The sequence below is a fragment of the Klebsiella sp. WP3-W18-ESBL-02 genome (assembly GCF_014168815.1).
Taxonomy (GTDB): domain Bacteria; phylum Pseudomonadota; class Gammaproteobacteria; order Enterobacterales; family Enterobacteriaceae; genus Kluyvera; species Kluyvera ascorbata_B.
This window is the reverse complement of sequence record NZ_AP021972.1, coordinates 763,384-775,789: the sequence shown is the minus strand read 5'-3', so window position 1 is coordinate 775,789 and position 12,406 is coordinate 763,384. Positions and strand designations below refer to the sequence as shown.

The following is a 12,406-nucleotide window of genomic DNA, read 5'->3' as shown; positions in this document are numbered from 1 at the left end:
CTGCGCCCGGTTTTATTGCCCTTCCAGACGGTATCCCGCCATAAAATAACGCACGGTAGTACTGGAATCGTGCTCTCTGAAAAAATCCATGACCATCTCTTTGTCGAGGCCATAGCGCCGCGTCAGAATTCCCGCTTCCCAGGCGCTCAGCTGGCGGTCCCCCGTCTTCTCAAACATCCGGTGCGAAAATCCCAGCACAAACCCGCGTTTATAATCGGTGCAAAAACCAATCACTTTTTGCGCGCTGTCGGCATAAGGCGCCTTCAGACCCGCGATCAACCCTTTGCCAAAATGGTTATCCATCGACGTCTCCTCAATCGTTATATATAAAATTATATAGCGATTTTTTAAGCGATGCCTAGCGCTATTTCGGCGCTACCCCCAAAGGGGAAAGCCGCGCCTTTTCGTGCGCCAATTCGCGGCAGTGTGATCGCGACGACGGGCGGCCTGGCGTAAAGCCAGTATTCTGGAAACAGCGTTTCAAAAAAAGAAGGAGAAACTATGGCCTGGCAAGCAAACCCAGCCCGTTATGAAGACATGCAGTATCGCTACTGCGGCCGCAGCGGTTTACAGCTCCCTGCACTGTCCCTTGGCCTATGGCACAGTTTTGGCCACATCCACGCGTTAGAAGGCCAGCGCGCGCTGCTGCGTAAAGCCTTTGACTGCGGGATCACCCATTTCGATCTGGCGAATAACTATGGCCCGCCGCCGGGCAGCGCCGAAGAGAACTTTGGCCGCCTGCTGAAGGAGGACTTCGCCAGCTACCGCGACGAGCTGATCGTCTCCACCAAAGCCGGATACGATATGTGGCCGGGGCCTTATGGTTCCGGCGGCTCGCGCAAGTATCTGCTGGCAAGCCTCGACCAGAGCCTCCAGCGGATGGGGCTGGACTACGTCGATATTTTCTATTCTCATCGCGTTGATGAGAAAACGCCGATGGAAGAGACCGCCAGCGCGCTGGCTCAGGCGGTACAGAGCGGCAAGGCGCTGTACGTCGGCATTTCCTCTTACTCATCTGAGCGTACGCAGGCGATGGCCGCACTGCTGCGCGAGTGGAAAATCCCCCTGTTGATTCACCAACCTTCTTATAACCTGCTCAACCGCTGGGTCGATAAGAGCGGTCTGCTGGATACGCTAGCGGACAACGGCATCGGCTGCATCGCGTTTACCCCGCTAGCGCAGGGGCTATTGACCGGCAAATACCTTAACGGCATTCCGGACGGTTCGCGCATGCAAACGGAAGGCAAAAAGGCGCGCGGCCTGACGGAAAATATGCTGAGCGAAAGCAACCTCAGCAGCCTGCGCCTGCTCAACGAAATGGCGCAACGGCGCGGGCAGTCGATGGCGCAGATGGCCCTAAGCTGGCTGCTGAAGGACAGCCGCGTGACATCCGTGCTGATTGGTGCCAGCCGGCCGGAACAAATCGAAGAGAACGTGAAGGCGCTGGCGAACCTGAGCTTCTCAGCAGAGGAACTGGCGCAGATTGACAAGCATGTCGCCGATGGGCAGTTGAATTTGTGGCAGGCGTCGTCGGATAAGTAAGCGCGCCCGGGAGTATCTGTAGGCCTGATAAGCATAGCGCCATCAGGCATTTCGGCGCACTCTGCCGGATGGCGGCGTGAACGCTTTATCCGGCCTACATGTCGTGCATATCACCACAGCCGCGCTGGGAGAATCTGTAGGCCTGATAAGCGTAGCGCCATCAGGCATTTCGGCGCACGTTGCCGGATGGCGGCGTGAACGCCTTATCCGGCCTACATCACGACTTTTTCCCGCGGGTCAGGCTATCGAGATAGCCCATCACAAAGGCCGACAGAACAAAGGTCAGGTGAATAATCACGTACCACATCAGTTTGTTATCCGGTACGTTTTTAGCGTCCATAAACACCCGCAGCAGGTGAATAGACGAGATAGCAACAATCGACGCCGCCACTTTATTCTTCAGCGAAGTGGCATCCATTTTGCCCAGCCAGCTCAGCTTCTCTTTGTGCTCGCTGATATCCAGCTGCGAGACAAAGTTTTCATAGCCAGAAAACATCACCATCACCAGCAGGCCACCCACCAGCGTCATATCCACCAGCGACAGCAGCGTCAGGATCAGATCGGCTTCCGCCATGCTGAAAATGTTCGGCAGTACATGCAGAATCTCCTGAAAGAACTTCAGGGTCAGGGCCAGCAGCGCCAGAGAAAGACCGAAATAAACCGGGGCCAGAAGCCAGCGCGATGCGTACATCGCATTTTCCAGAAAGCGTTCCATAATGTCCTGTTTTTGAGTCAGATTCGCCCTAGTATATCTCAATCAGGCAACATCACATCAACACTTCAGATCACACATCATGTGTGCGGACAAACGGTCGCTGTAAGTCCGGCCACACCAGCGCCACCAGCTCGGGATAGGCCTCCTCGGCAAACTCCTCGTAGCACTGCTGCAGGCCAAGCACCACCGGGTCAACGTCGGTGACCCGCTCGCCTTTCAGGCAGCGGCGCTTAATCTCATCGTAATATTCATAAACTGCGCCGTTGAGATTGCGACAGCGTTCCTGCGCTTCAAACAGGCCAGGGGTCTCTTTCAACCGTTCGGTGGACATACGCTTAATCGTCGACTGGACAAAATCGATATATTCATGATTAATACGCCAGTACCAGGCAGGCGTGATCCGGCTCATCAGCGCGGCAAAATGGTTTTCGCCTTCGTCTTTGTCCAGCGGTGCCGCCGCCGGGGAGGGAACGGTTTCATTATTGGTTTCAGATGTTTCGTTATTTTGGCCATACATAAAAATTAAAATAACGACGGTAAGTAACAGCAACAGCATCACAAAATAAATAATACCGCTCATGGCTTTCTCCACTTTTTTTGATTTTAAAAGTGCACCATGTTAATGTCAACGAACCTCACTATAATAAAAAACACGCCCCAGCCATTCGACAAACGACGCCTATATGATTGCTGAAACCCTTATCCCAGCCCGTTTCTGCATACCGGCATTGGACGCAGAAAACAAGGATGCACAGGCCAGCCAGGGGGGCGAGCCTGAGAAAGTCTCGCTCGCGTTCTGGCAGGACGACGTCTTGATTGGCGGCGGCCAGTCACGTAACCCGCTGCTGGAAGAGCGCGATCGTCATATTAAAGACAGGTTATATCGCATTGCAAAAATTGAAGCTTTTGCACTTATGCTAAATAACCTGGTGGTTCAGGGGGAGATCTCCGCGCTGGAGCTAAGCCAAATTATGGAGATAAAAACCCAGGAGATAAATGAAGACGGTAATAAAATCTGGCTTAATTTAATGACCCAGGAAAGAACCGTTCCCTTATTTTATAATCTGACGGATAAGTGAACATGAAACTTGTCGATGTTAGTGCGGCTAATATACCGTTAAGCCCACAGATCAGTGATGAGACTATCCTTCAGCGTAATCTCCAGACGTTACGCGAGGAAAAAAACTCCGAAGGACGGCGTATTTCCGGCCTCTCTGAGCCTATCCCCGCAGCGCTGGTCAAGATGAAGTGGCAGCATCGCCACGAAATATACGCCTACCAGGTAAAAGAAGAGATTCTGGGCGCCGCGCTGTGTGAAGTGATGGCCCGCTACCCGCACCTGCGCGACAAAATTCTGGCACATACCGAATCCTGCTATCAGCACGTGCTGAACCGCGAGGCCGCAACCCTTGAGATCAGCCGCGGGCTTGCAGATGGTGATTACCGCACTTCAAACGTGATCCTGAAGACCGAAAAAGAGGGCGAAAAACGCCCGGATCAGCCGATTATCGCAATGGCGAAGTGATCGAACGCGCAGTGACCCGATGCTCGTGTTCCTCGAACTAACGAAACGCTTACATCAACGGCGCGCTGTATTTTATGCACTTACACCAGCCTGAATACCGAAATCGCCGACTTCAGTTCACCGGTTTGCTGCTGCTGCTGATGCGCCACCTGAATAGTTTGCGCCACGTGCTGTGCGTTCTCCTGCACGCTGGCATCAATGTGGGCAATACTGCCCTTCATCTGGAGAACGCTGGCGCGCTGCTGGTCGCTCATAGATGAAAGCACGTCGACGCAGGATTGCAGACTATCAATGTTGCTGATGATCGCCGCCATGGTTTTCCCGGCCCGCTCAACCTGCTCACTCCCCTGATGCGTACGCTCGACTGAGGCGGAAATGAGCTGGCGGATATCGCGTGCAGCGCCTTCACAGCGGAGCGCCAGCGTGCGCACTTCGGCAGCCACGACGGCAAACCCTTTGCCGTGCGCGCCGGCTCTGGCCGCTTCAACGGAAGCATTGAGCGACAGAATATTCGTCTGGAAGGCGATGCCGTCAATCATCTCCAGAATGCCGCTGATCTTTTGCGATTCATCACGGATGTGCGTCATGGACGCCATCGCCGCGCGGATATTCTCTCCCCCTTCTCGCGCTACGCCGCTGGCCTGCTCTGCCAGCGATCGCGCTTCGCTGGCCTTCTCGCTGGTGAGCGAGGCGGCGGCGGCGAGCTGTTCCATGGCGCTGGCGGTGACCGCCAACGAACGCGCCTGGCTGTCCGTACGTTCAGACAGCGCCGTATTGCGCTGCAGCAGCGTTTGCGATGCATCCAGCAGTTGAGAAACGTTGCCGCTTACCTGCTCCAGCGTCGTTCGCATGGCGTCGAGCGTCAGGCTAAAGGTACGGGCAAAAGGCGAACGGCTGGTTTTGCTGTCGCGCTCAAGCGTCAGGTAACCCGACTCGCGGTTAATCACCGCCGCCAGCTTCGCCACCTCGCTGGCCGAGCGAGCATCCTGCTCCATGCGTACTGCCAGAAAGACCAGGAATACCGTCTGCACGACCACAAACAGGCCGTGCATAATCACCATATGCAGGCCGGGGTGCATAAAGACGGCAATATGAAATAAGCCATATTGCTGTAAATAATTAAACACCAGATGATGCAGCGCAATCACCGCCGCACCCATAATTAACGGCCGCCAATCACGCCAGGCCAGCAGCGCAGAGAGCAGTACAAATACCGAAAAATGATATTCAGTTTCCCCTTCACCAAGCTGAATAAGTAGCGCAGAGTAGGCCATCAAAATAACAGCATAAGCCAGCCGGGCGATCAGTCTGCCGGAGAAAAGCAGCGTCATGATGGTGCCAAGGACAGTCAGACAGCTTGCCACCAGCAACGCCAGAGCAGGATTATCATGGCGCCATCCCACCGCGAGCGAAATAAACCACATAACCCAAACCAGCACCAACAGCAGGCGGTCCGCCCTCTGACGAATTGTCGATAACGAGATGAGGTCACGATGCGTGCCTTCAGCTTGTCGCAAAGATATTATGGCCATGATAATGTCCGTCCGCTGCAGGTTTATATATTATTGTTAGCGTTCAGAATTAAGCGTAGAAAGGTTATTTCAGGCTAGCCACTCTAACGTTAAAAATATATAACGCGAATGAAGCACTGCTAAATAACATTTAAATATCAGCAGAAATGCCGTGCAGAAAATAAGACTTAAGATAAATATGATATTATCAGGGGGATATAACGGATGGCGCAGAGCGCGCCATCCGGTGTGATTATTTTTTCGCGACGGTCTCTTCGCCAACCAGGCCAATCTTCAGATAGCCCGCCTGATGAAGCGTATCCATAACCTTCATCATCGTTTCATAGTCCACCGTTTTATCGGCGCGGAAGAAGATGGTGGTGTCTTTCTTGCCTTCCGTCAGCGCTTCCAGCGCCGTGACCATATTGTCATCGGTGATGGGATCATTACCGAGGAACATCGATTTATCCGCTTTCACCGACAGGTAGACCGGTTTTTCCGGGCGTGGCTGCGGTTGGCTAGAAGACGCCGGCAGATTCACTTTGACATCGACGGTCGCCAGCGGTGCGGCAACCATGAAGATAATCAAGAGCACCAGCATGACGTCGATAAACGGCGTCACGTTGATTTCATGCATTTCGCCGGTGTCGTCCAGATTTTCATTAAGACGCATTGCCATGGGGCATTAACCTACTCGTAATTTCTGGGCGGTACGGACCGGATGCACGCCGCTGGCGCTGAGATCCAGATCGCGACTCTGCAGCAGCAGAACCTGGGCGGCCACATCGCTAAGGTTGGCCTTGAAGCCGCCGATGAGACGCGCGAAGACGTTATAAATCACCACCGCCGGAATCGCGGCAAACAGGCCAATCGCAGTCGCCAGCAGGGCTTCTGCGATACCCGGTGCCACCACCGCCAGGTTAGTGGTTTGGGTCTGGGCGATACCGATAAAGCTGTTCATGATGCCCCATACGGTGCCGAACAGGCCGACGAACGGAGAGATAGCACCGATGGTCGCGAGGAAGCCGTTACCGCGTCCCATGTGACGGCCTACCGCCGCAACGCGACGTTCAAGACGGAAACCGGTACGTTCTTTAATGCCTTCGTTGTCTTGCGAACCGGCCGAAAGCTCGAGTTCGTTCTGCGCTTCATTAATCAGCTGGCTGCTCAGGCTGCGGGCGTCGAATGCGGCGGCCGTTTCGTGCGCCTGATTGAGTGAACGCGCATCGGCTAACAGCTTCTGTTCGCGCTTGAGGCGGCGCTTATGAGAAATGAGCTCGGCGCCCTTGCTGAAGAAAATAGCCCAGGTGACGACGGATGCCAGTATCAAGCCAATCATGACCACTTTAACCACGATGTCGGCATGATGATACATACCCCAAACGGAGAGATCCGCCTGCATCAAATTATTACCCACTGTGTATCTCCAGGACATAAATCACAAAATCTGAGACCAATAATATCAAAACAACGTCGAATTGATAGTAGTTCTCATTAGTATTTACATATTGACTCAAATCACACTTATTTTCCTTGCGCTTACGCAGTAAAAAAGTTTTCTGCGCGCTTTTTGGCAAAATTTTCTCCTGTATGCGTTTGCAACGCGCCATCGCATGAACAATCGTGATAGTTTAGACGTCCAGACGTATAAAAACAGGTAGACCCAAGATGGCAGACAAGCACCTTGATACCGCGCTGGTTAACGCCGGACGCAGCAAAAAATACACCCAGGGATCGGTAAACAGCGTGATTCAGCGCGCCTCTTCGCTGGTTTTCGAGACCGTTGCCGCCAAGAAACAGGCAACCCGTAACCGCGCCAACGGCGAGCTGTTTTATGGCCGTCGCGGGACGCTCACGCATTTCTCACTCCAGGAGGCCATGTGCGAGCTGGAAGGCGGCGCCGGCTGCGCGCTCTTCCCCTGCGGTGCGGCGGCGGTCGCCAACACCATTCTGGCCTTCGTCGAGCAGGGCGATCACGTCCTGCTGACCAACACCGCCTATGAGCCGACGCAGGATTTTTGCACCAAAATTCTTGGCAAGCTGGGCGTAAGCACCGGCTGGTTCGACCCGTTGATTGGCGCCGACATTGCTGGCCTGATCCAGCCCAACACCAAAGTGGTGTTCCTGGAATCACCGGGTTCGATCACCATGGAAGTGCATGACGTGCCGGCGATTGTTGCCGCCGTGCGCAGCGTTGCGCCCGAGGCGATCATCATGATCGACAACACCTGGGCGGCGGGGATTCTGTTCAAAGCGCTCGATTTCGATATCGATATTTCCATTCAGGCCGGCACCAAATATTTAATTGGTCACTCAGACGCCATGGTCGGTACGGCGGTAGCCAATGAACGCTGCTGGGCGCAGCTGCGCGAAAATGCCTACCTGATGGGTCAGATGCTCGACGCGGATACCGCCTATATGACCAGCCGCGGCCTGCGCACGCTGGGCGTGCGCCTGCGCCAGCACCATGAAAGCAGCCTGAAAATTGCCGAATGGCTGGCACAGCAGCCGCAGGTGGCGCGCGTTAACCACCCGGCGCTGCCGGGCAGCAAAGGCCATGAGTTCTGGCAGCGCGACTTCACCGGCAGCAGCGGCCTGTTCTCCTTCGTTTTGAATAAACGTCTGAATAACGATGAGCTGGCGCAGTATCTCGATAACTTTTCGCTGTTCAGCATGGCGTACTCGTGGGGCGGCTTTGAATCGCTTATTCTGGCCAACCAACCGGAAGAGCTCGCCAGCATCCGCCCTGAAGGTAAGATTGATTTTGAGGGCACGCTCATCCGCGTTCACATCGGCCTGGAGAACGTTGACGATCTGATTGAGGATTTAGCGGCAGGATTCGCCCGCATCGTGTAACATAGCCGGGCCCGGCATGGTCAGTGCCGGGCGGGTTAGCAATGTTTTTGGCGCAGCCTACGGCGGCGTCACCGATGTTGAGAACAGTCGGTTCCCGAGTGCCCTCGTCGCCAGGCGTAAACAAATTTCACGTGATTGTCAGCCAGGCTGAACAATACGGCTTCATTTGTTGCGTCCGGGATCAAGGTGTTCTTAAGAATTCGGGCGTACAATAAGTGAAAACGCTGTTCCACAGGAATGTCCATGGTCGTTATTCAAGATATAGTCGCCGCGCTTTGGCAGCACGATTTTGCTGCCCTGGCGAATCCGCACGTCGTGGGGGTTGTTTATCTGGTCATGTTTGCCACTCTGTTTCTGGAAAACGGCCTGCTCCCCGCCTCCTTCCTCCCCGGCGATAGCCTATTGCTATTGGCGGGCGCGCTCATCGCCAAGGGCGTGATGGGCTACGTCCCTACCCTCGTCATCCTGACCACCGCCGCCAGCCTCGGCTGCTGGCTGAGCTATATTCAGGGCCGCTGGCTGGGCAACACCCGAGTGGTAAAAGGCTGGCTCGCACAGCTGCCGGAAAAATACCATCAGCGCGCAACCTGTATGTTCGACCGCCACGGCCTGCTGGCGCTGCTCGCCGGGCGCTTCCTGGCATTCGTGCGCACCCTGCTGCCAACAATGGCGGGCATTTCCGGCCTGCCGAATCGTCGCTTCCAGCTGTTTAACTGGCTAAGCGCGCTGCTGTGGGTGGGCGTGGTCACCAGTCTGGGCTATGCCATCAGCATGATTCCGTTCGTGAAGCGCCATGAAGATCAGGTGATGACCTTCCTGATGATTCTGCCGATTTTCCTGCTGGTTGTCGGGCTGCTCGGCACGGTGATTGTGGTTATCAAGAAAAAGTATTGCGACGCTTGATCGCATAGCACACGTAGGCCGGATAAGGCATTTACGCCGCCATCCGGCAACGTGCGCCGGGTTTGCCTGATGGCGCTGCGCTTATCAGGCAAACCTCTTTATCTGGCTCCCGATTACATGCCACGCAGCCGTGCCGCATCCTCCCCCGGCGTGAGCCCGAAGTACCGCTTAAACTCCCTGCTAAACTGCGACGCGCTTTCGTAACCCACCTGCATGGCCGCTGCGCTGGCCTTCAGCCCATCGTGCGCCATCATCATCCGTGCTTTATGCAGCCGATAGGTTTTCAGATATTGCAGCGGCGAAGTGCTGGTGACTGACTTAAAATTATGGTGGAACGCTGACAGGCTCATGTTTGCTTCGGCGGCCAGCTGATCGACGCTCAGCGATTCGGTGTACTGGCTTTCAATGCGCTTCAGTACCCGGCCTATCTGGCTAAAGTGCGTCTGGCGGCTGACCAGCGCCATCAGCGCGCCGCCGCGCGGCCCGGTCAGCACGTGGTACAGCATCTCACGAATAATCTGTTTGCCGAGAATACGAGCGTCCAGCGGGCGTTCCATCACGTCCAGCAGGCGCTCAGCGGCGCAGAGGATCTCCTCAGACAGCGTCGCCGAGTTGATGCCGCTTTCCGCCACCGAGGGGCGAAACAGTGGGTCTTCGCCAATGTCCATCAGCAGCGCCTGAAGCTGAAACAGATCGACATCAAGCCGCAGACCGGCCAGCGGCGCATCTTCAGTCGCAAAAGTTTCACATTCGAAGGGTAAAGGTACCGTCAGCAGCAGGTATTCGTTCGCATCGTAGCGGAAGGTACGGTCGTTGATATAACCGATTTTATAGCCGGAAAAGAGAAAAACGATGCCCGGCCGGTACATCACCGGCGTGCGTCCGTTTGGCCGGGTGCCGTAGATAAGCTGAATCTCCGGCAGCAGCGCCTGAAGATTTTGTTCGTTATTTTTCAGCTGCTTAATTTTCTCTGTCAGCAGCGCACAGATTTCGTCACGGTTCATCAACGGGGGCTCCAGATGCCTTTTCCAACGCAATCATTGTGACCATCATTAACGTAATTCTCCAGCCATATGGAGAAATGGGCAAGACAAACGCAGAAATGTGCATTGAGAGGTACGGCGACGAGGACCACAATGATGTCATTCGGCGGCGACCTTTCGCCACCTTGTTTTTCACCCACCAAGAAGGGAACGAGCAATGTTTAATTTTGATCTTCACACCCCGACCCGCATCCTGTTCGGTAAAGGCGCTATCGAAAATCTGCGCGCTCAGATCCCGGCAGACGCCCGCGTACTGATTACCTACGGCGGCGGCAGCGTGAAAAAAACCGGCGTACTGGATCAGGTTCTGGCCGCGCTGAAAGGCCTGGATGTGCTGGAATTCGGCGGCATCGAGCCAAACCCGTCCTATGAAACGCTCATGAACGCGGTGAAGATTGCCCGCGAGCAAAAGGTGACTTTCCTGCTGGCAGTCGGCGGCGGTTCCGTACTCGACGGCACTAAATTTATCGCCGCTGCGGCGCACTACGATGAAAGCATCGATCCGTGGGAAATTCTCGAAACCTACGGCAGCAATGTAAAAAGCGCTATCCCGATGGGCTCCGTCCTGACCCTGCCGGCGACCGGTTCTGAGTCAAATAAAGGCGCGGTCATCTCCCGTAAAACCACCGGCGACAAACGTGCCTTTATGTCTGCGCACGTCCAGCCGCAGTTCGCCATTCTGGACCCGGTTTACACCTACACCCTGCCGCCGCGCCAGGTCGCTAACGGCGTTGTCGACGCCTTCGTTCACACCGTTGAACAGTACGTGACCTACCCTGTTGACGGTAAAATTCAGGACCGCTTTGCCGAAGGCATTCTGCTGACCCTGGTCGAAGATGGCCCGAAAGCGCTTCAGGAACCGGAAAACTACGACGTGCGCGCCAACATTATGTGGGCCGCCACCCAGGCGCTTAACGGTCTGATCGGCGCGGGTGTGCCGCAGGACTGGGCAACCCATATGCTGGGGCATGAGCTGACCGCAATGCACGGTCTGGATCACGCGCAGACGCTGGCTATCGTGCTGCCGGCACTGTGGAATGAAAAACGCGACACCAAGCGCGCTAAGCTGCTGCAATATGCCGAACGCGTATGGAACATTACCGAAGGCACAGACGATGCGCGTATCGATGCCGCCATCGCCGCAACCCGCAGCTTCTTTGAAAAAATGGGCGTACCAACCCGCCTGTCTGACTACGGTCTGGACGGCAGCTCCATCCCGGCGCTGCTGAAAAAACTCGAAGAGCACGGTATGACTAAACTGGGTGAAAATCAGGATATTACCCTCGACGTGAGCCGTCGTATTTACGAAGCCGCTCGCTAATCCATCCTCGCTTTACCTTTCGTTTTGGCATATTTAGACCAGACTTAATCCTACAAACCTTATCGGGGCACGCCCCGATAAGCTGATGAAAAGGAGAAATGCATGACACAACCAACCGTGATTAAACTGCACGATGGCAATGTAATGCCGCAGCTGGGCCTGGGCGTATGGCAGGCCAGTAATGAAGAAGTCGTGACCGCAATCCACAAGGCGATTGAGGTCGGTTACCGTTCCATTGATACTGCCGCCGCCTACAAAAATGAGTCAGGCGTGGGTAAAGCGATTAAGAGCGCAGGCATTGCGCGTGAAGATCTGTTTATCACCACCAAGCTGTGGAATGACTCCCATCTGCGCGCCGCCGACGCGCTGCAGGAAAGCCTGGAACATTTGCAGCTCGACTATCTCGATCTGTACCTGATCCACTGGCCAGTGCCCACATCGGATCACTTTATTGACGCATGGAAAGCGCTGATTGCGCTGCAACAACAGGGCCTGGTCAAGAGCATTGGCGTGTGTAACTTCCAGGCTCCGCATCTGCAGCGGCTGATTGACGAAACCGGCGTTGCGCCGGTGATTAACCAGATTGAACTGCATCCGCTGATGCAGCAACGCCAGCTGAATGCGTGGAACGCCACCCACAAAATTCAGACCGAATCGTGGAGCCCGCTGGCACAGGGGGGCGAAGGCGTGTTCGATCAGAAAGTGATTCGTCATCTTGCCGACAAGTACGGGAAAACCCCGGCGCAGATCGTCATTCGCTGGCATCTCGACAGCGGTCTGGTGGTGATTCCAAAATCGGTGACGCCGTCGCGCATCGCCGAAAACTTCGACGTCTGGGACTTCCGCCTGGATAAAGACGAGCTCACCGCTATCGCCGCGCTGGATCAACGCAAGCGTTTAGGGCCGGATCCTGACCAGTTCGGCGGTTAATCTCTCAAGCCCGGCTCACGCCGGGTTTTTTATTGCCTGCGTCTGCTACAGTAACGATTC

At 55.2% G+C, this 12,406-nt stretch carries 14 protein-coding genes; 7 read left to right on the top strand and 7 right to left on the bottom strand.

Features of this window, described 5'->3' with window-relative positions:
- Positions 1 to 12: 12 nt before the first annotated feature.
- Positions 13 to 303 (bottom strand): DUF2623 family protein, encoded by a 291-nt coding sequence (locus H7R56_RS03800; protein WP_106929715.1) that lies wholly within the window; start codon positions 301 to 303, stop codon positions 13 to 15.
- 198 nt (positions 304 to 501) lie between these two features.
- Between H7R56_RS03800 and H7R56_RS03795 the strand changes: the two genes are divergently transcribed.
- Positions 502 to 1,542: an aldo/keto reductase gene (locus H7R56_RS03795; RefSeq protein WP_106929713.1), complete on the top strand. Its 1,041-nt coding sequence runs from the start codon at positions 502 to 504 to the stop codon at positions 1,540 to 1,542.
- A 217-nt stretch (positions 1,543 to 1,759) separates the two neighbouring features.
- Here H7R56_RS03795 and H7R56_RS03790 read toward each other — a convergent pair whose 3' ends face one another.
- Both H7R56_RS03790 and H7R56_RS03785 read right to left on the bottom strand, forming a co-directional pair.
- Positions 1,760 to 2,257, bottom strand: a complete 498-nt coding sequence (locus H7R56_RS03790) for a TIGR00645 family protein (protein WP_106929711.1) — start codon at positions 2,255 to 2,257, stop codon at positions 1,760 to 1,762.
- A gap of 70 nt (positions 2,258 to 2,327) precedes the next feature.
- Positions 2,328 to 2,837: an ESA_00282 family adhesion-associated protein gene (locus H7R56_RS03785; RefSeq protein WP_182928514.1), complete on the bottom strand. Its 510-nt coding sequence runs from the start codon at positions 2,835 to 2,837 to the stop codon at positions 2,328 to 2,330.
- Positions 2,838 to 2,940: 103 nt separating this feature from the next.
- On the opposite strand from H7R56_RS03785, the gene H7R56_RS03780 reads away from it, so the two are divergent.
- Together H7R56_RS03780 and H7R56_RS03775 are read left to right on the top strand one after the other, a co-directional pair.
- Complete coding sequence (locus H7R56_RS03780) at positions 2,941 to 3,336, top strand: hypothetical protein (RefSeq protein ID WP_106929707.1); 396 nt, start codon at positions 2,941 to 2,943, stop codon at positions 3,334 to 3,336.
- Between the two features lie 2 nt (positions 3,337 to 3,338).
- Positions 3,339 to 3,782: a cytoplasmic protein gene (locus H7R56_RS03775; protein WP_106929705.1), complete on the top strand. Its 444-nt coding sequence runs from the start codon at positions 3,339 to 3,341 to the stop codon at positions 3,780 to 3,782.
- 80 nt (positions 3,783 to 3,862) lie between these two features.
- Here H7R56_RS03775 and H7R56_RS03770 read toward each other — a convergent pair whose 3' ends face one another.
- The 3 genes from H7R56_RS03770 to exbB all read right to left on the bottom strand — a co-directional run bounded on the left by H7R56_RS03770 (position 3,863) and on the right by exbB (position 6,710).
- Positions 3,863 to 5,314: a methyl-accepting chemotaxis protein gene (locus H7R56_RS03770; RefSeq protein WP_106929703.1), complete on the bottom strand. Its 1,452-nt coding sequence runs from the start codon at positions 5,312 to 5,314 to the stop codon at positions 3,863 to 3,865.
- Positions 5,315 to 5,546: 232 nt separating this feature from the next.
- Positions 5,547 to 5,972: a TonB system transport protein ExbD gene (gene exbD, locus H7R56_RS03765; protein WP_106929701.1), complete on the bottom strand. Its 426-nt coding sequence runs from the start codon at positions 5,970 to 5,972 to the stop codon at positions 5,547 to 5,549.
- Positions 5,973 to 5,978: 6 nt separating this feature from the next.
- Positions 5,979 to 6,710 (bottom strand): tol-pal system-associated acyl-CoA thioesterase, encoded by a 732-nt coding sequence (exbB, locus tag H7R56_RS03760; protein ID WP_106929699.1) that lies wholly within the window; start codon positions 6,708 to 6,710, stop codon positions 5,979 to 5,981.
- A 251-nt stretch (positions 6,711 to 6,961) separates the two neighbouring features.
- Here exbB and metC point away from each other — a divergent pair, with 251 nt between their 5' ends.
- Positions 6,962 to 8,149, top strand: coding sequence for a cystathionine beta-lyase (gene metC, locus H7R56_RS03755; protein ID WP_182928513.1), 1,188 nt, complete (start codon positions 6,962 to 6,964; stop codon positions 8,147 to 8,149).
- A 243-nt stretch (positions 8,150 to 8,392) separates the two neighbouring features.
- A complete protein-coding gene (gene yghB, locus H7R56_RS03750) occupies positions 8,393 to 9,052 on the top strand; it encodes a DedA family general envelope maintenance protein YghB (RefSeq protein ID WP_106929693.1) in 660 nt (219 codons plus the stop codon).
- A gap of 113 nt (positions 9,053 to 9,165) precedes the next feature.
- On the opposite strand, the gene H7R56_RS03745 is transcribed toward yghB, so the two are convergent.
- A complete protein-coding gene (locus H7R56_RS03745) occupies positions 9,166 to 10,056 on the bottom strand; it encodes an AraC family transcriptional regulator (protein ID WP_106929691.1) in 891 nt (296 codons plus the stop codon).
- Positions 10,057 to 10,252: 196 nt separating this feature from the next.
- Here H7R56_RS03745 and yqhD point away from each other — a divergent pair, with 196 nt between their 5' ends.
- Both yqhD and dkgA read left to right on the top strand, forming a co-directional pair.
- Positions 10,253 to 11,416, top strand: a complete 1,164-nt coding sequence (gene yqhD / locus H7R56_RS03740; RefSeq protein WP_106929687.1) for an alcohol dehydrogenase — start codon at positions 10,253 to 10,255, stop codon at positions 11,414 to 11,416.
- 102 nt (positions 11,417 to 11,518) lie between these two features.
- Positions 11,519 to 12,346, top strand: coding sequence for a 2,5-didehydrogluconate reductase DkgA (gene dkgA / locus H7R56_RS03735; protein WP_182928512.1), 828 nt, complete (start codon positions 11,519 to 11,521; stop codon positions 12,344 to 12,346).
- The last annotated feature ends 60 nt before the right edge of the window (positions 12,347 to 12,406 follow it).